21 protein-coding genes, 1 tRNA gene and 1 riboswitch are annotated in these 20,334 nt (G+C 64.7%); of the genes, 10 read left to right on the top strand and 12 right to left on the bottom strand.

The genetic code is table 11. The features are described from left to right. Window position 1 precedes the first annotated feature (1 nt). Window positions 2–472 (top strand): ribonuclease HI, encoded by a 471-nt coding sequence (gene rnhA / locus FA89_RS17135; RefSeq protein WP_036142587.1) that lies wholly within the window; start codon window positions 2–4, stop codon window positions 470–472. Continuing rightward, window positions 469–1,194, top strand: a complete 726-nt coding sequence (gene dnaQ, locus FA89_RS17130; protein WP_036142584.1) for a DNA polymerase III subunit epsilon — start codon at window positions 469–471, stop codon at window positions 1,192–1,194. Before rnhA ends, dnaQ begins: the two co-directional genes overlap by 4 nt. A gap of 24 nt (window positions 1,195–1,218) precedes the next feature. Here the strand turns inward: dnaQ and FA89_RS17125 are convergent, their stop codons facing one another. Beyond that, window positions 1,219–1,923 (bottom strand): PP2C family protein-serine/threonine phosphatase, encoded by a 705-nt coding sequence (locus tag FA89_RS17125; RefSeq protein WP_036142581.1) that lies wholly within the window; start codon window positions 1,921–1,923, stop codon window positions 1,219–1,221. Window positions 1,924–2,067: 144 nt separating this feature from the next. Between FA89_RS17125 and FA89_RS17120 the strand changes: the two genes are divergently transcribed. After that, window positions 2,068–2,157 (top strand) — tRNA-Ser (locus FA89_RS17120). 90 nt (window positions 2,158–2,247) lie between these two features. On the opposite strand, the gene FA89_RS17115 is transcribed toward FA89_RS17120, so the two are convergent. From FA89_RS17115 to FA89_RS20370, 3 genes are all read right to left on the bottom strand, one after another. Further along, entirely contained in the window at window positions 2,248–3,633 is a 1,386-nt protein-coding gene (locus FA89_RS17115) for an MFS transporter (RefSeq protein ID WP_036142578.1), read from the bottom strand. Between the two features lie 276 nt (window positions 3,634–3,909). After that, complete coding sequence (locus FA89_RS20375) at window positions 3,910–4,203, bottom strand: hypothetical protein (protein WP_185754446.1); 294 nt, start codon at window positions 4,201–4,203, stop codon at window positions 3,910–3,912. Between the two features lie 70 nt (window positions 4,204–4,273). Then, window positions 4,274–4,597 carry a hypothetical protein gene (locus FA89_RS20370; protein WP_185754445.1) on the bottom strand — a complete coding sequence of 108 codons (324 nt, stop codon included), beginning with the start codon at window positions 4,595–4,597 and terminating at the stop codon, window positions 4,274–4,276. 168 nt (window positions 4,598–4,765) lie between these two features. Between FA89_RS20370 and FA89_RS17105 the strand changes: the two genes are divergently transcribed. Continuing rightward, window positions 4,766–5,404, top strand: a complete 639-nt coding sequence (locus FA89_RS17105) for a hypothetical protein (RefSeq protein WP_221174338.1) — start codon at window positions 4,766–4,768, stop codon at window positions 5,402–5,404. Between the two features lie 53 nt (window positions 5,405–5,457). On the opposite strand, the gene FA89_RS17100 is transcribed toward FA89_RS17105, so the two are convergent. After that, a complete protein-coding gene (locus FA89_RS17100; RefSeq protein ID WP_036142568.1) occupies window positions 5,458–7,413 on the bottom strand; it encodes a hypothetical protein in 1,956 nt (651 codons plus the stop codon). A gap of 76 nt (window positions 7,414–7,489) precedes the next feature. On the opposite strand from FA89_RS17100, the gene FA89_RS17095 reads away from it, so the two are divergent. After that, complete coding sequence (locus FA89_RS17095; RefSeq protein ID WP_221174337.1) at window positions 7,490–8,497, top strand: hypothetical protein; 1,008 nt, start codon at window positions 7,490–7,492, stop codon at window positions 8,495–8,497. Between the two features lie 33 nt (window positions 8,498–8,530). On the opposite strand, the gene FA89_RS17090 is transcribed toward FA89_RS17095, so the two are convergent. Further along, window positions 8,531–9,604 carry an alpha/beta hydrolase family protein gene (locus FA89_RS17090; protein WP_036142562.1) on the bottom strand — a complete coding sequence of 358 codons (1,074 nt, stop codon included), beginning with the start codon at window positions 9,602–9,604 and terminating at the stop codon, window positions 8,531–8,533. Next, entirely contained in the window at window positions 9,598–10,437 is an 840-nt protein-coding gene (locus FA89_RS17085) for an AraC family transcriptional regulator (RefSeq protein ID WP_036142559.1), read from the bottom strand. Before FA89_RS17085 ends, FA89_RS17090 begins: the two co-directional genes overlap by 7 nt. Window positions 10,438–10,570: 133 nt before the next feature. Next, a riboswitch (Fluoride riboswitch) is annotated at window positions 10,571–10,636 on the top strand. 71 nt (window positions 10,637–10,707) lie between these two features. Here FA89_RS17085 and FA89_RS17080 point away from each other — a divergent pair. The 4 genes from FA89_RS17080 (at window position 10,708) to FA89_RS17070 (ending at window position 14,944) form a co-directional block, all read left to right on the top strand. Continuing rightward, window positions 10,708–12,024: a voltage-gated chloride channel family protein gene (locus FA89_RS17080; protein WP_036142556.1), complete on the top strand. Its 1,317-nt coding sequence runs from the start codon at window positions 10,708–10,710 to the stop codon at window positions 12,022–12,024. A gap of 18 nt (window positions 12,025–12,042) precedes the next feature. Next, the gene (locus FA89_RS20990) at window positions 12,043–12,510 is read left to right on the top strand and encodes a DUF2946 domain-containing protein (protein WP_081916730.1); all 468 of its coding nucleotides are present in this window, start codon (window positions 12,043–12,045) and stop codon (window positions 12,508–12,510) included. A gap of 122 nt (window positions 12,511–12,632) precedes the next feature. Further along, window positions 12,633–13,523 carry a hypothetical protein gene (locus tag FA89_RS19440; RefSeq protein ID WP_185754443.1) on the top strand — a complete coding sequence of 297 codons (891 nt, stop codon included), beginning with the start codon at window positions 12,633–12,635 and terminating at the stop codon, window positions 13,521–13,523. Window positions 13,524–13,543: 20 nt separating this feature from the next. Continuing rightward, window positions 13,544–14,944, top strand: coding sequence for a PepSY-associated TM helix domain-containing protein (locus FA89_RS17070; RefSeq protein WP_036142553.1), 1,401 nt, complete (start codon window positions 13,544–13,546; stop codon window positions 14,942–14,944). Window positions 14,945–14,968: 24 nt separating this feature from the next. On the opposite strand, the gene FA89_RS17065 is transcribed toward FA89_RS17070, so the two are convergent. The 4 genes from FA89_RS17065 to FA89_RS17045 form a co-directional block, all read right to left on the bottom strand. Beyond that, complete coding sequence (locus tag FA89_RS17065; protein WP_036142549.1) at window positions 14,969–15,256, bottom strand: hypothetical protein; 288 nt, start codon at window positions 15,254–15,256, stop codon at window positions 14,969–14,971. 640 nt (window positions 15,257–15,896) lie between these two features. After that, the gene (locus FA89_RS17055; protein WP_051938909.1) at window positions 15,897–16,283 is read right to left on the bottom strand and encodes a nuclear transport factor 2 family protein; all 387 of its coding nucleotides are present in this window, start codon (window positions 16,281–16,283) and stop codon (window positions 15,897–15,899) included. A 39-nt stretch (window positions 16,284–16,322) separates the two neighbouring features. Then, entirely contained in the window at window positions 16,323–17,873 is a 1,551-nt protein-coding gene (locus FA89_RS17050) for a PAS domain-containing hybrid sensor histidine kinase/response regulator (protein WP_081916728.1), read from the bottom strand. Window positions 17,874–17,960: 87 nt separating this feature from the next. Further along, a complete protein-coding gene (locus tag FA89_RS17045) occupies window positions 17,961–18,203 on the bottom strand; it encodes a hypothetical protein (RefSeq protein ID WP_036142541.1) in 243 nt (80 codons plus the stop codon). 263 nt (window positions 18,204–18,466) lie between these two features. Here FA89_RS17045 and FA89_RS17040 point away from each other — a divergent pair, with 263 nt between their 5' ends. After that, window positions 18,467–18,901, top strand: a complete 435-nt coding sequence (locus FA89_RS17040) for a DUF3757 domain-containing protein (protein ID WP_036142538.1) — start codon at window positions 18,467–18,469, stop codon at window positions 18,899–18,901. 12 nt (window positions 18,902–18,913) lie between these two features. Here the strand turns inward: FA89_RS17040 and FA89_RS17035 are convergent, their stop codons facing one another. Further along, window positions 18,914–20,233 carry a dicarboxylate/amino acid:cation symporter gene (locus FA89_RS17035; protein WP_051938908.1) on the bottom strand — a complete coding sequence of 440 codons (1,320 nt, stop codon included), beginning with the start codon at window positions 20,231–20,233 and terminating at the stop codon, window positions 18,914–18,916. Window positions 20,234–20,334 lie beyond the last annotated feature (101 nt).

Below are 20,334 nucleotides of genomic sequence, written 5' to 3'. Positions count from 1 at the left end.
CATGACCGATACCTCTACAGATACCGATACCGTCGAAGTCTTCACCGATGGCGCCTGCCTGGGCAATCCCGGCCCGGGTGGCTGGGCGGCACTGCTGCGAGCGAAGGGCATCGAGAAGATGCTCGCCGGCGGCGAACGCGACACCACGAACAACCGCATGGAGATGATGGGTGCCATCTCCGCGCTGGAGGCGCTGACCCGCCGCTGCAAGGTGCACCTCATGACCGATTCGAAATACGTCATGCAGGGCGTGCAGGAGTGGGTGCCCAAGTGGCGCCGCAACGGCTGGAAAACCGCCGACAAGAAGCCGGTGAAGAACCAGGACCTGTGGATTCGCCTCGATGCCGCCGCCGCCGCGCACACCGTCACCTGGGAATGGGTGAAGGGCCACAACGGCCACATGGAAAACGAGCGCGTGGACGTCGCCGCGCGCGACCAGGCCATTCTCTACAAGGAGGGCAAGGTGGCATGAGGCAGATCGTTCTCGATACCGAAACCACGGGCCTGGAAGCCCACCTCGGCCATCGCCTGGTGGAAATCGGCGCCGTCGAGATGATCGGCCGCCGTCCCACGGGGCGGAACTTCCACACCTACCTCAATCCCGAGCGCGCCATCGATGAGGAGGCCAGCAAGGTCACCGGCATCAAGGACGAGGACCTGGTCGACCAGCCGCTGTTCCGCGACAAGGTGGACGAGTTCCTGGCCTTCATCCGTGGCGCCGAACTGATCATCCACAACGCGGCGTTCGACGTCGGCTTCATCGATGCGGAACTGAAGCGCCTGGGACCGGAGTACGGCAAGACCACCGACCACGCCAGCGTGCTGGATACGCTGGCGATGGCACGCACGATGTACCCCGGCCAGCGCAACAGCCTGGATGCGCTGTGCAAACGCCTGGGCGTGGACAACACCAAGCGTGACCTCCACGGCGGCCTGCTGGATGCCCAGCTGCTGGCCGAGGTGTATATCGGCATGACGTCGGGCCAGGTCGTGCTCGACCTCGCGTTCGACGCGTCGAAAGACCACGGGCAAACTGACGTGCTGGGTGAGATCGTCATCACCCGTCGCCCCGTGGTGCGTCGCGCCACGGATGAAGAGCTGGCCCTGCACACGGCGCGGCTGGATGCGCTGGACAAGGCCGCGGGCGGGAAGAGCGTCTGGCGCGCCGTCGAAGCCGAGCCCACGATCCACTGAAGCCGACCTACTGAGCCCGTTGGGTCAGTTCGCGGCGCGCAGCAGGATGGCGGTGATGTTGTCGCGGCCGGTGCCGGTAACGGCCTCTAGCAGCAGATGGTCCACCGCCTCCTGGGCGGCGATGTCCGTGCGCGCCACGATCTCGCCGATGCGCGCGTCAGCCACTTCGTCGGTGAGCCCGTCGGTGCACAGCAACAGCCGGGCGCCCGAAGTGAGCTGGCCCTTGGCCAGGCCGATGTGCAGATGATCGGGCGCGGTGATACCCAGCGCCTGCGTAAGCACGTTGCGCTGGGGATGCGTCCGCGCCTGCGCTTCGGTGAGCTCGCCGGCCTCGACCAGTGCCTCCACGATGGAGTGGTCGTGCGACAGGCGCTCCAGCGCCCCGTCCCAGCGGTAGATGCGACTGTCGCCCACCCAGGCCGCCTCGTAGGTGCGCCCGACGATCCGCACGGCGGCGATGGTGGTGCCCATGGGCCGCGACTCCGGCAGGCCGACGGAACGGGCGATAAGCGCCTCGTTGACCCGCTGCACGGCATCCACCAGCGACTGCCCGGCCGACACCTGGGCCACCACGCCGTCGCGGGCCGTGGCCGAAGCCACCTCGCCATGCCGATGGCCACCCATGCCGTCCACGACCAGGAACAAGCCCAGCCCGGCGTCGGCGTAATAGGTGTCCTCGTTGCGCGTACGGCGCAACCCGGTATGCGTGCCGTGTCCGAACTCGATCATGGGTGCCTTGGTGAGCGAAAGGAGAGGGCGCCAGGCCCCGGTTTCCCGAGCAGGATGCCGCATGAAAAGGCGGTTGTCACGGCAAGGAAGAGCCACTATCATTGCGGGCCCGGCAGAGCGAAAGCCCTGCCGTCGACCGTTCACGGAGAGGTGGCAGAGTGGTCGAATGTACCTGACTCGAAATCAGGCGTTGGTGAAAGCCAACCGTGGGTTCGAATCCCACCCTCTCCGCCAGTTCGCAGAAGAGCCCGCCAAAAGCGGGTTTTTTTGTGGGCGGAGAAAAAAGCCTCGGGTCACAAATCGGGATGTCGACAGCGACAATTGCTACTGGGAAATCGCTTCGAGCGGGATGCCAAGGGTGCGTCGTCCCATCAGGCCGATAACCAGGATCACGACCGCCATCGCGCCCGCGATAAGCACGAACACGCCGACCGTGCCGAATTGCCCAAGGACCGCGGCGATCAGGAAAGCCGTGAAAATCCCCGAGAAGCGGCTCCACGAATACACGAACCCGACGGCACGCGCGCGGATGCTCGTCGGGAAAAGCTCGGACTGATACGCGTGATAGCTGTACGACATGATGTTGTTGGCGAGCGTCAGGCAGATACCGAGGCTCACGAGCAGCACCGCCCCGGCCGCCTGGCTGAACCACAGGCCGCAGACGATGCTTGCCCCGGCCATCAGCACGATGACCGTTTTTCGTTCGAAACGGTCGGCGACGAACAGACCGATCAACGGTCCGACCGGCGCGGCGAGCGCGATCAGCGTGGAGTACATCAGGCTCGTCGTGACGGTGATGCCCTGTTTGACCATCAGCGTCGGCACCCAGTTGGCGAAGCCATAGAACCCGATGGTCTGGAACACGTTGAAGGTCGCCAGCATCAGCGTGCGACGCCGGTACGGCGTGACCCACAGATCGGCGAAACGCCCCTGCGCACGTACCGGCAAGGCGGGCGCGGGCGGGGGCAAGGGATACCCTGCCTCCGCTTCGACCTTTGCTTCGAGCGTGCGCATGACCCGGTCTGCTTCGTCGAATCGCCCTTGCTGCGCGAGCCATCGGGGGCTCTCCGGTAAGGCCCGGCGAATCCACCAGACGAACAGCGCACCATGCGCGCCGATCAGCACGACCCAACGCCAGCCGTCGATTCCGAACGGGGCACGCGGCACCAGCAGGTACGACAGGAAGGCGACCACAGGTACCGCAGTGAAGCCGATGGCTTGCTCGCAGGCGAACGCGCGGCCGCGAACGTGCTTCGGCACCAGTTCGCAGATATAGGTGCCGATCGTGACCAGCTCGACGCCGATTCCCACGCCCGCGATGAACCGCCAGAGATTGAGGCCGTAGGCGGTGTGCTGGAACGCCATCACGACATTCGCCAGCGTGTACCACAGCAACGAATAGGTGAAGATCGCGCGCCGCCCGAAACGGTCGGCGAGGAAACCGCACGCAAGGGTACCGACGAATAGCCCGGCAAACAGTGCGGCAATGAAACTCGCTACACCCGTGGTGCCGAACAGGCCTTGCGTCGTCGATGTCAGCAGGCCGCCTTTGACCAGTCCCGGCGCGACATACCCGGTGTAGAGAAGGTCGTACAGCTCGAAAAAGAAACCCAGGCTCAACAGCACCACCAGCTTCCAGATCGACCGCGTGGCCGGCAGGCGATCGAGCCGCGCGGAAATCGTGCCGGGATCGATGGCGGGCGGCGTCATGATGTTTTCCCAGGCAGACCCATGAGCACGACCCGACCGATGATCAAATAAACGCCAAGCATGCCACGGCTCGGTTACAACCGAAGACGCCCCAACCGGCAAAGGCATCGGATACGCCCGGTTTCGGCACGAAACGCCGGTAAATCGATAGGCCCACCCTCTTGTAACTGTAAGTTCAATCAATTTCTCCTATATTCACCTGCGTCGTAAGATCTCTTCTTCGGTGGTTACTCGGTGCTGCGTGCATTTTCACTCGCACTGCGTCCTAACGACCGCTCAAACGCGGTCACGCCAGTGGCGCCCCAAGCTGCTTGAAGGAACCAGAATGGAAGTAACAGGAGATATGACGGCCGGTGAATCCATTAGCGCCATGGCATATATCAAGGGTCGAAGAGGCGTATCACCACGCCAGATGAAACTCATCCTGTTGATCTGCATGTTGGCGATCGGCATCCCTATCGGGGGATGGGTGTCGGGATCATGGATCGCCGCCACGATGTCGGTCGAGTTCGCTTTCATTGGCGCTTGGGTGGGCTTGCTGATAATCCAAAGACTGTCCAGCTCTTCCATGCGGAAGGCTCTTGCTACGCGAGGTCAGGCATACGAGCAGCCGCTCACGCTTCGCTTAACCCCTGAGGCGCTAGTCTATGATTTGGGCGACCTGAAGATGACCGCCCATTGGCGTTGCGTCACGGATCTCTTTCAAACCCGCAAATACTGGGTGTTTCTGGTCCAGAGCAGCGCCATGGTCCTTCCTCGCCGCCTTTTCCCAACCTCCGAAGCCGAACAGAGATTTATTGCCGAGGCCATGTCGCGGATGACGGATGCGGCGCGTGCGAGAAGCCCGGATGCGGCCGTGCTGATCGGCAGTTAGCCCTTCAAGACCGGCCGTCTGGCAGCCGTCATGCGGTAGCGTGATCGAGGCGGTGAAGCCCTCGGCGCGCAACAGATCGCACACGCGCATCGGCTTACCCGCAATGGGAGTGCTAGTTTTACCAAGACATCGCCAAGCCGTTATGGCTATTCTTGCGGGCTCGATCTGATGACGTTGCGACGACGTGTGTCGCGCGATAGATGTCATGGGTAGTACGTCTGGGACGTCCATGGCAAGTCGTTCGGGCTGAAAAATTTAATGGTCTGGTACAAGAGGGAATGGAAAAAGATGTTGAAGCATGTAGCTATGTTTTGCCTTTGTGCGGCAGGCGGTGCTTCGCTGTCGGCCGCTCACGCCGCCGATGCGCATCGGTCAGTCGATGCGCGCACGCTGGACGTGGCGGGCGTTAAAACCGGCATGGATTTCAACGAAGCACGCACGGCACTGGCTGCGCATTTTCATGCTGCATCTTCCGATATCAAGCAAGATCCCTATCCCGGTGAAAATCCGGTCACTCATACAAAACTGCCCAGTTACATGTCCTACGAGAAAGACGGGGCCAAGGTGACGGTTCATTTTGAGGGCCGGGTACCGGTCGATAAGGCACGCCCTCTTGTCGTCTCGCAGATCGATTACGAGCTGCCCTGGTCCACGCAGAACTCTCAGGCCATGGCTAACGCGGCCTTGGAGAAATATGGTGAGCAGTCCAACGCACCCAATAAGTTGCCGATGCAATGGTGTGTTAATCCCAGTCGCAATGCGGGCATGGGATGCAGCGTGACCCCTCAGGCCGTGCTCACGCTCAGCCAGGTCCACATGACGCTAACCGACCCGGCCTGGTCCGATGCACGCATACAATTTATCGAAGCGTCGCATGCCAGCAAGCCGAGTTTCTGACGCGATAAGCCGAGAGTCGGGCGACACGTCCCTGAACGTGACGCGAGGTGCCTTCACCCGTCGGAAGGCACGTCCCAGGCGACAAGTCCGTTCTCGCAGCGTCCCCACAGACGCTGCCCGGACGGGCTCCACTGGAGTTGCGTAAGTCCCCGGCATCCCGCAGCGTCCGCTTGCAGCGTGAGCGAGCGGCCGCTATCCAGGTTCCATAGCACCGCAACGGTCTTGCCGGCACCGGGGCCAAGGGCCAGCCGGTGACCGTCGGGCGATCCGACCGCTGTTCCCAGTGAATCCTGCCCGGGCAAGGTCAGCGAGTAGCGCAGCTTGCCACTGGCGACGTCGACGACATGCACGCCGGGATGGCGCGTCTTCCCTTCCATCAGCACGAAGCCGACCGCGATCCAGCCGCCCTTGACGGAGCCGAAGGGCTCCGGTGTCCACTGCGCCATGCCGGTATCGTCGGTAGGGTCCACCTCGCCGAAGCGACGCGGCAAGGTCACGACGCGCCGCACGCGGCCCGTCTTGCCATCGAGTTCGGTCAGCCCGTAGACGTCTTCGACCCATGTATTGGCCATGGCGCCGTCCCAGCGTACCGGCTTGATCTGCCCGTTACCGCGCATGGAACCTTTCATCATGTCCTGGCGGGGGGAAGCAAAGCGCCTCGTGTACTGCCAGCGCGTGCCATCGGCGACCGGTGGCGCGACAGCTTGCCACACATCGAGCGTATCGCGGCCTGCGCGATAGTCGTGGCGGTACGTCAACGGCACGCCCTGGCCGTCAGGGAAGTAGCTCATGTAGCCGTCATCCGGCTCGGTCGCTGTGTCGAACGCCATGGGATGCTTCGCCAGCGACCCCGTCGTCGCGTCAAAGCGCATGACGAGCCCATCGGCCGTCATATAGGCGGCTTGCCCGTTCGCCTCGCGCGACAACAGCCACTTGGTGAAAAATGTCGACGGCGTCCACAGCTCCCGCGGCTCGCCGCTGGCATGAGGCGACCAGTGAAGCAGTGCTTGCGGATAACGGCGAACGAGCAAGATGCTGCCGTCGGCGAGCACCGCGAAGTCATTCATGGCCTTGAACGACACAATCGCTTGCGCTTCGAGCACCTCCGCGTGGGCGTCCGGCGCCGTGAGCTTCGGCTCGGTCGGCGCGGGGCCGGGCGGGGAGGGGGCGCGCCAATGCTCCGCACTCAAGCCGAGCTCCACGTCGGCGTGGGGCAGCGTGCTCAACGCGTCGAAGACCGGGCCGAACAGGTCCTCCGGCACGCTGCTGCGGTGCAGGCGCTTCGGCGGGCCCGGACTGAAAATGTTCAGACCGGCCGCATTGCGCATCTGGCCGATGACCCCGCCCCTGGGATTTGGGTAGTCGTCATTCCGCGTCAGATGAACCGCCGTGGCGGGGTGGCCGAGCACAGCGTCGAGCTGCGTCACGTGGGCGATGGCGATACTGGTGCTGCGGCCCAAGGCACCGTGGGTACGTTCTGCGCTGCCGCTCCAGTAGGCGAACGGTTCGGTCAACGGCGCCATGCGCTCACTGTCTGATCGAAAGCGCATGGATCGCTCCATCCGGGCCATGCGATCGGGAATCTCCGACGCCACCAGTGCCCCATCGCGAACGTCCTGTTCCAGCCTGGGCAGGTCGAATCGGCGCACGAGGTCTTTTACGAGATCGGGGCGCCGCGTCAACAGCACATCGCCCCATGCGTCATCCATGCTGGATAACGGGTTCCGTCCGGCTTCCTCGTGCAAGGGGCCCAGGGGTTTCAGTGCGGCGACCACCACCGGCAAGACCTGGTCAAACGGCAGGGCGACGACGATGTCCACGTCGTCGAGCCGTTGCCCGTCCTTCGCCAGTTGCGGCGAACGCAGCGCTTTGGGCAGCCCGCCGTCGATGTCCTCGGTAGCGCTTGGCACGATGGCCCAGCCCTGCGGCAGCGTGGCGGCGTTGCTGACGCCGCTATAGCTGACCGCGGCGAGCCATATCGCGTACTTCCGCAGAACTGAGGATTTCATGTGTTCCGCGTATTTCCCATGCGTGAATTATCCTGCGCTTTCTGTCGTGAGGTCTACAACAACATCCATGATCCCCATGAATATGCAGGCCATGCTGATCGGCTCCCTGATCTTCATGGTGTCCCTGGTTTCGCTTGGGCTGTTGATCCTCTGCCTGCTGGCTTTCCTGATTCCGCGTTTCAGGCGCTACATGCTGGCACGGCGTCGGCGGTTCGGCGTGCTGGCCGTCGGCCTGGCGGTCGTCAGCGCGCCCGTCGTCACCATCGTGGGCGAGGCGTGGCTCGACGAGCGCGCACACCATCCGCGTCTGGACCACGAGGAAGTGCTGGGCGAGCTGGTGCTGCCGGCGGGCACGCAGGTCTATCTCCCATACCTGAAACCCTTCAACGACCTGAGCGGCGATCCCATGCCGTATGGCATGCAAAGCCTCAAGCACGCCGAGTTCGATCGCGCGCCGGGACATATCATGGGGACGCGCGTGCGCCGTCTGGCGTTGTGGCAAGGCCACGGCAATGCGACGGTGGAGACGATGGCCCCGGCGGACGTGCAAGGCTGGCGGTGCGAGCCAGGCAAGGTCGAGTTCCGTTTTCCCTTCGGTGCCCACTTCACCTTGTCAAAGTGGCGCCTGGAAAGCTGCATGCTGGCACCGGGCAGCGCCGTCGGCGGCATCGTCTGGCCGGGACCTGTCAAGGTGTTTTCCACTAAGGACGATGAATGGGACGCAGCATCTGACGATACACCTGTCCGGCTTTTGGGCCTTGAACTGCGGCAGTTGAGTATGCGGTTGAAAAGTCCTCACGGCGAAGCGGTGAGCTGGTCGGGTTTACTCGACCATGCCTCCGACTTCGGGCCTATCCACTATGCCGCGGGCATCGAGGTACGCAGTTATCAGGGGAATCTGCTCTTTATCCCGCGGCCGGACATGCCGGCTATCGACAGCCGTACCAAGACGCCGATACAGCATGACCATTCGGTGGTGCAGAGCGTGGCGGGGGAGGTGCTGGGCGTGCGTCCAAACCACGAGGTGGGCATACGTGACGCCGACGAGCTCTTGGTGCCAGACGAGCTTGTGGTGCCTGATTGACGTGGGGGCGCAGTTGCCGCAAGCACCTCAAACCTAACGAAGCCTCTCCCGAAACACCTCGATCGCCTGAGCTATCGCCGCATCGTGCGCCTGGTCCTGATGCGTCGCCTTTGCACACTGCGGCACGACCTTCGTGGCGGCAGGCTGGCAGTTGCCCAGGAAGTCGTAGTGGGTTACACCCTCCAGGCGTCGCTCTTTCGCACCGGGAACCAACGTGGCCACCACATCGGCATTGGTTGCCGCAGGCGCAACCGTGTCCGCCGTACCCACGAGGATCGACACGGGCACCTGCATGCGACGAAGTGAATCCGTGCCCAGGGCCTGCACGATCGCAGGGGCCATGACGAACACGGCGCGCACTCCCTGCACGGCATGATCACCGGCGGCATCCTTGAAGCGCGCCTGCATGTCGGGGTCCTTCAACCAGCTGCCGATGTCGCGAGCCGTCAGGTCGGGTGCCTCGAGTTGGGGTGCGCAGACGCCATCGTCGGGATGCTTCTTGCAGAAGTCGGCGAAGTGTCGAACATCCACGCGCGCGCCACCCGCGACGAGCGCAGCGAATCCGCCGGCCGAGAAGCCCGCGACGCCGAGGCGCGTGCCGTCGATGTGCGGTGACAGTTCGGGGTCGGCCTTGACCGTGTTCCAGGCGGCCTTCAGGTCCTCTGCGCGCTCCCACCACCATGCGGCGCCATTCGCCGTGATCGGCTCGCGTCCGTTGCTTCCGGGATGGTCCACGGCGATGACGACGAAGCCTGCGCGGGCGAGGGCCGTGCCGAACCAGGCCATCATGCGGGCCGTGCCGCCGAAGCCGTGCGAAAGCAGCACCACGGGATAGCGCCCCTTCGCCAGCGGCGCCTCCGCGGTGGCGCGTCCCGTCACGAACAGCGGGGCGTCGGCCGGCCCGATGACCAGAGGCGTTTCGTGGGCACCCTCATCGGCCGGATACCACACGGTGATGGCCACGTCCGACGATCCGTCGGCATGGCGCAGTGCGGCAGTGGGCGTGGTCGTAGATCGGTGGGTTTCGCCCACGGCGGCTATGGCTTGTCCCCCGAGGATCGAAAGCCCCAGTGCGGCGACGCTGCGTATCAAGCTCGCTTTCAGCATGTGCGACTCACTCCTTCCACGGGGATACAGATATCGACGCCGCCGTAACCGGTCGCCGGATTGAACGCGTCGTCGTAGCGTTCGAAGTCGGGGGCATCGATCGGGACGAAGCCCGCGGCGGGGAGCCAGTCGCTCAGCAAGGCCCGCCAGGTACGGGGGATGGAGCCGATGTGGCCTGCATGCCGGGCAACGACGTACCGCTGGCGGGGCAGGCGCAGTCGCCGATATCCGCGGGGTGCCTGGCCGACGTTATCGACCTCGTAGCCGGCGAGATAATCCAGCCGGCCTTCGTCATCCGTCGTGCGGCACACGCCATAGGTGTACTGGCATGTACCGAGCGATTGTTCGGTGTGCAGGCGCTGCCACTGCGATGGGATGCCCGCCGTGTCGCTGGACAGGTAAGACGCGTCGATGCCGGTCAGCAGCAGCGGGCCGATCTCTTCCGTGCGCAGCATCGGCGCCGGGCCCATCGGCTCTTCCATCACACGCATGGGGGCGAGTGTCGCGAGCCCCTCGACGTGACCGCGCTTGCGCACGTCCTCCGGCGGCAACCCGAATGCATCGCGGAACGCGCGGGTGAACGCTTCATGCGAGCCGTAGCCGGATGACAAGGCGACAGTAAGGATGTTCGGTGCACCCGCGGCAAGATCGGCGGCGGCCTGGCTCAGTCGACGCACGCGGATATAGCGGGCGACGGACCAGCCCGTGGCGGCACGGAAGAGGCGTGCAAGGTGAAAGGCCGATACGCCTGCAGCATCCGCGACATCACCCAGCGAGAGTTCGTCGCCGGAATGACTTTCGATGTACCAGACGGCGCGTTGGACGGCGGCCATGTCCCTTTCCCCGTGGTGTCGTCGAATCATACGGGGGATGCCGGCGCGCCACTTGATGGTTCTTGCCAGGGCCAGGCGTCCTTGCGTGGCCCCAGCACCCACGGTTGACGCCGCCGCAGGCGCGACTTACGCTCCCCACAACGGAGATGGCATGCCTCCGCGAACCGCCCCCTCGGGGGCTGATGATGCCTACATGTCCTGGGTTTCCCGGGGATGTAGGCACGCGTGCCGCAGCCCCGCCCAGGTGGTTTCCTCCGACCTGGACGCCCGATGCGCGCCTTCCGCTCTCTCGAACAATGGGAACTCTTCCCTTACATCGGCAAATGGCTGCTGCTCGCCTGTGCCGCTGCCGTGCTGGCCGGCACCGCGTCGGCCGGGTTCCTGCTCAGTCTGGACTGGGCCACGCGGACGCGTGACGCCTCGCCCTGGATCATGGCGCTGCTGCCTGTTGCCGGCTTCGTCGTCGGCTGGGTCTACTACCGGCTGGGTAAGCCCGTGGAGGCCGGCAACAACCTGATCATCGACGAGATCCACGATCCGCGGAAGGTTATCCCGCGCCGTATGGTGCCGCTGGTTTTCATCGGCACGGTGGTGTCGCACCTGTTCGGGGCGTCGGTGGGGCGCGAGGGCACCGCCGTGCAGATGGGGGGCGCACTGGCGGACCAGGTCACGGTGCTGTGCCGATTGCGGCCGGACGATCGCCGGGTGCTGCTGATGGCTGGGATGAGCGCCGGTTTTGCCGCCGTGTTCGGTACGCCGCTGGCCGGGGCACTGTTCGGGTTGGAAGTCCTGGCGATCGGCCGCCTGCGCTACGACGCGCTGTTTCCGTGCGTTATCGCGGCGATCGTGGCGGACCATGTGTGCCTGGCCTGGGGCGTTCATCACACCGTGTATGTCGTGGGCAGCGTCGCCCCACTGACCGCCTGGACCGTGGCTGCGGTGATCGTCGCCGGCATCGTCTTCGGCCTGGTCGGCCTGCTGTTCGCCAAGGCGACTCATGGGATGGGGGCGCTGATGAAACGGCTGGTCGGTTACCCACCGTTGCGACCCTTCGTGGGTGGCGCGGTGATCGCCGGATCGGTCTACCTGCTTCATACGCAGGCTTACATCGGCCTGGGCATTCCGACGATCGTCGCGGCGTTCGATCACCCCCTGCCGTGGTGGGACAGCGTGGGGAAGTTCGGCTATACGGTGGCCTCGCTGGGGTCGGGATTCAAAGGCGGTGAAGTCACGCCGTTGTTCTTCATCGGCGCCACGCTAGGTAACAGCCTGGCACCGCTGCTGCATCTTCCGTTCGCCATGCTGGCGGGCCTGGGCTTCGTCGCCGTGTTCGCAGGCGCGGCCAACACCCCGTTGGCCACCACGGTGATGGCCATGGAACTGTTCGGTCCGCAGATCGCACCGTTTGCGGCCATCGCCTGCGTGGCGAGCTACCTGTTCTCGGGGCATGCGGGTATCTATCACGCACAGCGCCTGGGCCGCGCCAAGCATGTGCGTCACGTGCCCGAAGACCTTCGCCTGGGTGAATGGCCGGCCTATCGGCGCCGCCAACGGGAGGAGTCATCCCATGACGTGCCCGAATCATGAGAAGCGCGTGCTGATCCCATGCCAAGCGCGAAGCGCGAGCGCATCCCGCGCAAACGCCTGGCCGGCAAACTATGCCATCATCTGGACATAGGTCCAGGGTTCGGGAGTTTCGAGGTGTTTTCACGGGCATCGCAGCGCAGAGGGTTCGCATGGCTGGCATTCGCCGCGCTGTGCCTGAACCTCGTGGCGCCCTCCGTGTCCCGGGCCCTCACCGCCGAGGCGTCCTGGCTCGACCTGGGTGCCTGGTGCACCGGTCAGGGGCCGAGCAACCCGCACCCGGATAAACCCGACCCGCTGCATCACGGTGAGGCCTGCGGTTATTGCGCACTCGTCGCGCAGCAGCCGCTGGTCCCGACAGCTTCGGTAGTGCTGTCTGTCCCCGTGGTGACCACCACAGCGACCCGCAGCCTCCCGACGATGGCGTGGGCGCACGCGCTGCCTCCCGGCGCCACGCTACCCCGAGGTCCTCCAAGCGTCCGCGGTTGACGATTCGGCCCGCCGTCGCTACACGGCGTCTTCCTCGTTTTCGCTCCAGGCGCGCCTGCGCCTTGCTGGGGTATCCGGTTATGTACAGATCTCGCCTGACGCGCGCGCTTTCGGCTGCGCTCGTGGTTTCCGTTTCGCTGGGTTCGCTCTCCGCACATGCCTGTGCATGCGGCTGCGGTATTTTCGATGTCGGCACCGGGGGCCTGCTGCCCAACGGCGCCAGGAACACCGTCTCCCTTCAATACAGTTACCTGGACCAGCCGCGGAACTGGGCCGGCAGCTCGTCAGCACCCGCGGCGCAGAACGACGACAAGCACATCCGCAGCGAGTTCTACCTGGCCGGATGGCAGCACATGTTCAGTCGGGCATGGGGTTTGCAGGTCGAAGTGCCTTATACGGCGCGGCACTTCACGACCACGGACGATGACACGGGTGTGGTGGGCAGCCACGACCACGGCGCGCTGGGCGATATCCGCATCATGGGGATGTACACGGGCTTTTCGGGCGACATGTCCTCGGGGCTGGTCTTCGGTTTCAAGCTCGCCACCGGCGACTGGCGTTACAAGGGCTTCGACCGGGATACGGCCATCGGTACGGGCACGACGGATATCCTTCTGGGCGGCTATCACCAGACCTACTTCGGTACCGGCTCCTGGGGCGGTTTTGCACAGACGCAGCTGGACCAGGCAATGAACACGCGGGCAGGCTATCGTCCCGGCACGGAGCTGGACAGTGCGTTCGGCATCTACCCCGCAGGGTGGACGCTTGCTGGCGGCGCGCAGGTCACGCCGATCATCCAGGCGCTGGTGTCCTTGCGTGCCAAGGACCATGGCGTCAACGCCGCGCCGGGCGACAGCGGCTACGAGCGCGTGCTCGTTTCTCCCGCAGTGGAGTTGAAAGTCCATGCGTTCCGCCTCTACGCGGATGTCGAACGGCCCGTCTTCCAGCACGTCAACGGCAACCAGCTGGTGCCGCATTGGCAGGGCAAGCTGCTGGCCAGCATCAACTTCTGATCCGTCATCCGAACTCTCCCATGACCCACGCAGCGACATCATCGTCCCGCGCCACGTACCGCCTCATCTGGCGTTGGCACTTCTATGCCGGGCTGTTCTGCCTGCCCTTCATCGTCTGGCTGGCGACCACCGGCATGATCTACCTGTTCAAGCCACAGATCGAACCGTTTCTGGAAAGGCAGTACGCGCATGTCACCCAGGGACCGGCCCGACCGGCCTCGGTGCAAGTGGCTGCCGCACTCGCCGCGGTGCCCGGCACGGTGCTCAACGCCTATGAACTGCCGTCCAGCCCCACGGCCGCGACCCGGGTGCTGGTAGGGAAGGGCGCCCATGTCACCCGAGTATTCGTCGACCCGTCCAGCGCGAAAGTGCTGGGCGTGGTCGGTGAGGACGATCGGTTCATGCGGGTGATCTTCTACCTGCACGGCGAACTGCTGCTGGGGACGAAAGGCTCGATGCTGGTGGAACTGGCGGCCTCGTGGACGATATTGATGTTGCTGTCCGGCCTGTATCTGTGGTGGCCGCGCGGCGGTCGCCTCATGGGCACGCTGGTGCCGAGGTTGAATGCCGGCGGCCGCGTGTTCTGGCGTGACCTCCACGCGGTCACGGGATTCTGGATCTCGCTGATGGCGTTGTTCCTGCTCGTGTCCGGACTTCCCTGGAGCAAATCCTGGGGTGGCCTGTTGCAAACCGTGCGACAGACTTACGCCGCTTCGGCCGCGGCGCCCGACTGGACGATCGGCAGCGCCGCCGAACGGGCGACCAATCGCGCCGCCAACACACCGATCGCCGACGAACATGCGATGCATCACGGCATGGCGATGGACCACGGGATGGCGATGAACACGCTGATGGGTGAGGGTCCCGACTATGCGGCGATCGATCGACTCGTGCCGACCGTGGCTGCCCTGGCCCTGCCGCCGCCGGTGCTGATCGCGCCACCCTCGAAGCTCAAGCCGACCTGGACCGCCCGATCCGACACGCAGAATCGTCCGCAGCGTGTGGATGTCGGCCTGGATGCCGCGACTGGCGCGGTCACCAGTCGCACCGCTTTCGCCGACCGTCCGTTGCTTGATCGGCTGATCGGCTACGGCGTGGCGATCCACGAGGGGCAACTGTTCGCGCCGCTCAACCAGATACTCGGCGTGGTGACGGCGCTGGGCCTGCTGATGCTGTCCACCAGTGCCGTCGTGCTGTGGTGGCGGCGTCGACCCGCGGGCACGCTGGGTGCGCCGCCGGCACACGCAGGCGTGCGGTATCCCGCGTTGATCGTCGCGGTGCTCGTCGTTCTGGGACTGCTGCTGCCCCTGCTGGGCGTCACGATGGTGCTCGTGCTGCTGATCGAACGTTGGCTGCTTCGGCGCTTTCCGTCTACGCGGCACCTGCTGGGGCTGTCCGGGCCACCCGTGGGACGACGCTGATCCGACGCACCGTTATTCCGGCGTTTAGAGCCTGCCAGGCACATCAGCGTCTGCGATATGCCACGGTAACTGGATCTGCCTGGCTGCGCGCAAATGTCCTTTTACCTTCACGACTTCGTACTCCGTGCGGGTGCCGGTGGCTGTTTGCCACTGACGGACGTGAACCTCGCATATGAGTGAGTCGCCTTTTGAAAAAGACTCGAGGTCATTGTTGACCGCGTGCAGGAACTCCTTGTCCTCGCGCGGATCCATCTCGTGGCGCTCGAGCGCGGCGCCGTCGTAGGTGAGTCGGAACTCAGTCATGCTGTCCATCGTACCTCCCTGTAAATCATTTCGTGAGGCTGTCGTTTCCCGGCTACACAACCACCCCGTGTGGCCTGTGATTCCGTGGCCAAATTGTCGCCTAAGGTGGCGTTTCCGAGGCCACCGCGTGCCGCGCATCGACGATGTCTGACAGACATTCGCGCCCCTTGGGCAACCTCCAACTTTTTTATTCGCCGCGAACCGAGGGCTTCGTGACCATGTGCGGAGCATGTTCGAGGCGTCTTTCGATGCAGGCGAAGGCCGAAAAGGCTGCGTGATACCAACGAAACCAGCTCCCTTCGGGGTGGGCGCTGGTGAGGGGATGCAAAGTCGCGGTAGTTGCTGTACATTTGTACGATGTACAGCAACTATCGCTGCATACTCCACACCGAGCCGGCGCCCCAGGGCCCCGGCTACATCGGCTCGTTCGAAGTCGTCGACAATCGCGGTGATACCGTCCAGGTGGGCAGGGGCGATACCGTGTATCCACGCATGCAGCAAGCGCTGGAGCAGGTGTGGGCGATTGGCCGTAGTGCCGTAGCGGTTCTTGAAGCGAAGCGTTAAGTGGCATCTCTCACGGTGTGCCGCACCGTCGGCATGGCCGCCGTGGCTTGCCTCGTCGCATCGTTCGTCGCTCGCGTAGCAAGCTTTATATCAGCGTGAACGGCGTCGTCGGTGTGCCTTGATGGAAGCGCATACGCCAATGGCCGTCCATCATCTGCCACAGCGAACTTCTGAGCGTGTGTGCCGTGGCGTTGCCATCGGCGTCGACACGAACGGAGCGATAGGTGAGCAACGCCAATACCTCTGACAGCATGACGATGCGGAATCCATCAGCCTGCAGCGTCGTGTCACCGGTTTCCGCGGGCAGCGATGCCAACACGTCGTCACGTCGGTAATAAACGCCTGACCGGCCCACTTCTTCGAAGTCTTCGTGAAGCAACACTCGCAGCCGCGCTACGTCGCCACGGGTAGACGAGCCGTGCAATTCGGTTTCCAGAGCCGTCAGGCGATCGAGCAATACAACGGAATCCATCTGAATTGTTCTCAATGCGTGTAATGCAACGACATGAGGTTACCGCGGTCTCTCATCGGCCGTCGCACCCAGGCAGTTGTCGATCGCATGCATGAAATGCCTCGCCGTGAAGGGCTTGACCAGAACGGCGGTGTCGCCGGGCAGTCGCGTGTCCAGGTCATCGCCGGCGTAGCCGGTAATGAGCAGCACCGGCATGCCGGGCAGGCGATCATGGCACTGGCGTGCCAGGTCGCAGCCGTCGGTTGGGCCTTCCAGGCCGATGTCGCTCACCACCAGATCCCAGTCCATGCGCGTGGCCAACGTGGTCATCGCCGTTTGCGCGTCCGCCACGGACGTCACGTCGTGGCCTGCTTCGCGCAGTAGCTCTGCCAGAGGCTCGCGCACGTGCGCCTCGTCGTCCACCAGGAGCACCACGGCCCGACGTGAAGGCCGCGGCGCGGTGTCGGTATGGCACGGCGTGCCAGCGGCTGCGTTTTCGTCGGATGCCAACGGCAGCCACACGCGCACGCGCGTGCCGACGCCGATCACGCTGGCGACGTCGATGGCGCCACCGGACTGGTGCACGTAGCCGTGCACCTGCGACAGCCCCAGCCCGGTACCGGCGCCCTGCGGCTTGGTCGTGAAGAACGGCTCGAATATGCGTTCCAGGCTGTCCTGCGGAATGCCGACGCCCGAGTCGGTGACTTCGATCAGCGCGAACCCGTGCTGACCGGACAAGGGAAGGCTTTCATGCAGGTCGCCCGGAGCGACGGTGCGTCGCGCGCGCAATTGGATACGACCATCGACGTGCGAGGCGTCGCGCGCGTTGAACAGCAGGTTCAACAGGGCGACTTCGAGTTGGGCGTCGTCCACGTGCACGTCGGGTAAGGCCGGCTCGACCGATACCTCCACACGGCTCTCCTGGCCTGGGGCGGGACGCAACAGCGCGGCGATGGCGGGCAGGCGTCGTCCGAGGTCGACCGGTCGCGGATTGAGCGGCGCGCGTCGCGAGAAGGCGAGCAGCCGGTGCGTCATGCGGGCGGCGCGGTCGACGAGTTCGCCGCCACGGACGGCCAGGCGCCCACATTCCTCCAGCCTTCCCTTGGCGATGAAGACGTTGAGCAGGTCGAACGAACCGGCCAGCCCTTGCAGGACGTTGTTGAAATCGTGCGCGATGCCGGCGGTCAGCTCGCCGATAGCGGCCATCTTGTTCTTTTGCAGCGCCTGGGCTTCCAGTTGCCGGCGTGTGGTGACATCGGCCACCACGCCGCATATCCGCAGTGGCTCGCCTTCGGCACTGAACTCGGTGCGGCCCAGCGGCGCGATCCAGTGGATGGACCCGTCGGGCCACTTCACGCGAACCTCGCAACGCAGGGCGCCCTCGACAAGGGCGCTGCGGAAGGCGGCGGCGAACAGATCCCGATCATCCTCGAGCACGTGCTCCAGCGCGATCGCCAGGCCCCAGCGCGGCTGGAGTACCTCGTAGCCGAACATCTGGTCGTGTCGGAGCGAGCGCAGCGTTTCCTCATCCGAGCGCAGATCGAGCTGCCAGATGCCGAGGTCGGCGCTCTGCAGGGCGAGGTGCAGTAGCTCCGGGGGGAAGCTTTCCATGGATGACCTCGACTCTGAGGACGCGAGGGTTGCCAGCCGCGCGTGAAGCGGTGGTGATACAGCCGGACGAAACTGAATCCAGCCGGCTCACCCCTCGAGGGGATCGTCGTCGTGCAACTCGTCCATCCAGCCGCGGCGTCGGTGCAGTGCCCATTCCACGTGCTCGGAAAACAGCGTCTCGATCGGGTCGCCGTTCACCATGGCGGCCAGGTGTCCGGAGGTGACGCTACCGAGGTACTCGGCCTGGTCGGGAAAGCCGGCGATGCCTTCCCGGTCCAGTTGGGCGAGGACGGCGCGCAGGTTGGTGTGGCGGGCGTGCTGGACAGGCATGGAAGGCAGGTGGCCTCGGGGCGTTCCTCATGACATCGGCGGCCCGGACCATGTCTTGAGTGCGCGGAGGCATGACGCGCTTCCCGGGCTAGGGAGCCGTTCATCTGGGACCGAAGAAATCGTTGCCCTTTTACGGACGGCAAGCGTCAAGGCCATGTTAGCCAAGCCAATGTGGCGAGGTGTACGTTTTGCCCGAGAACGTCCGCCGTCCCTGTGTGGCGTTAAGGTGGATCACCAGCCGCAAGGCGCATAGGGAGTGTGCAATGAGCAGCACGAAGACGATGACGGTTTCGCTGGCGATGGCCATCGCCATGACCGCCTGGGCCACCCACGCCGCCGCCGCGGATATATCCTGCCCGGCTGCCAGGTCGATCAGGCAGAACGGCGAGACGAAGGATGGCGATATTGCCTATGAGGCCGTGTCCGGCGCTCACACCTGGAAGGGTGAGGTCTCGCAATACGACGACGCGAAACTTCACTTGGAGGGGTTGTCCTTTGCCGGTGCCTCGCTGATCAACAGCAAGGATAAACACTGGGCGTCGTGTGACTACAAGGCCACGGACGGCAACAGCCTCCGCATGAGTCTCGACATGGAAGGCAACGCGGTGTCGCCGGCGAACGCCAAGGCGTGGAAAAGCGTCGCCGCGGGGAAGGAAACCTGCACGCAGTCGACGAGCGAAGCCTGCACTTTCAAGTGACCGGCGACTACGTCACCCGGCCAGGTCAGTCCGGGTGACGTAGTTCGACGCTTCCGGCGACAGCGCCGCATCCAGCGCCTCCCGGTCCAGTGCTCCCTCCCAGCGCGCGACGATGACCGTGGCCACCGCATTGCCGATGAAGTTGGTCAGCGAGCGGCATTCGCTCATGAAACGGTCCACGCCCAGGATCAGCGCCATGCCCGCCACGGGCAGCGAGGGCACCACGGAGAGCGTGGCCGCCAGCGTGACGAAGCCGGCGCCGGTCACGCCCGCCGCTCCCTTGGAGCTGACCATGGCCACCAGCAGCAGGGCCACCTGTTCGCCGAGGGTGAGCGGTGTGTTGGTCGCTTGCGCGATGAAAAGCGCGGCCAGCGTCATGTAGATGTTGGTGCCGTCCAGGTTGAACGAGTACCCGGTGGGCACCACCAGGCCGACCACCGACTTGTCGCAGCCCGCGCGCTCCATCTTCTCCATCAGCGAGGGCAGGGCCGCTTCCGAGGACGAGGTGCCCAGCACCAGCAGCAGTTCGGCCTTCAGGTAGCGCATCAGGCGGAAGATGGAGAACCCCGCGCACTTTGCCACGGTGCCCAGCACCACCACCACGAACAGGATGGCCGTGCCGTAGAAGGTGGCGACGAGGAACAGCAGGTTGGACAGCGACTCGATGCCGTAGCGGCCGATGGTGAAGGCGATGGCGCCGAAGGCACCGATGGGGGCGGCTTTCATGAGCAGGTGCACCAGCGTGAACACGGGCGCGGTCAGGGCTTCGAAAAACGACACCACGGGCCTGCCGCGCTCGCCGGCCAGTGTCAGCGAGATGCCGAACAGCACGGCGAACAGCAGCACCTGCAGGATGTTGCCCGAGGTGAACGCGCCCACCACGGTGTCCGGAATGATGTCCAGCAGGAAGGCGGTCAGCGAGATGTCGTGGGCCTTGGTGGTGTAGGTGGCGATCTCCTTCGTCGACAGGGTGGCGGGATCGATGTTCAGGCCCGCTCCCGGTTGCACCACGTTGGCCACGACCATGCCGACGATGAGCGCCAGGGTCGAGAAGACGAGGAAGTAGAGCATCGCCTTCAGCACCACGCGGCCGACCGCGTTGAGATGAGGCATGCCGGCGATGCCGGTGACCACGGTGAGGAAGATCACCGGCGCGATGATCATCTTCACCAGCTTGATGAAGGCGTCGCCCAGCGGCTTGAGCGATTCGGCGAAGGCCGGCCAGTAGTGACCCAGCAGGGCACCGAGGGCGATGGCGACCAGCACCTGCGCGTAGGTCTGGCGATACCAGGGCCGGGGAGCGGCGACGGGAACGGACTGCTGCAGGGACATGACGCGATACCGTAGGCTGCCCCGGAGGGGCGGATGCACCCTTGTAGCCCGCGCCTCCCGATCGGCCCATAGCACATTCCGGCTAGGCTCCCCGCGGCTGT

Source organism: Luteibacter sp. 9135, assembly GCF_000745005.1.
GTDB lineage: Bacteria > Pseudomonadota > Gammaproteobacteria > Xanthomonadales > Rhodanobacteraceae > Luteibacter.
Note: the sequence above shows the minus strand (reverse complement) of the source record. Positions and strands in the feature narration are given on the sequence as shown.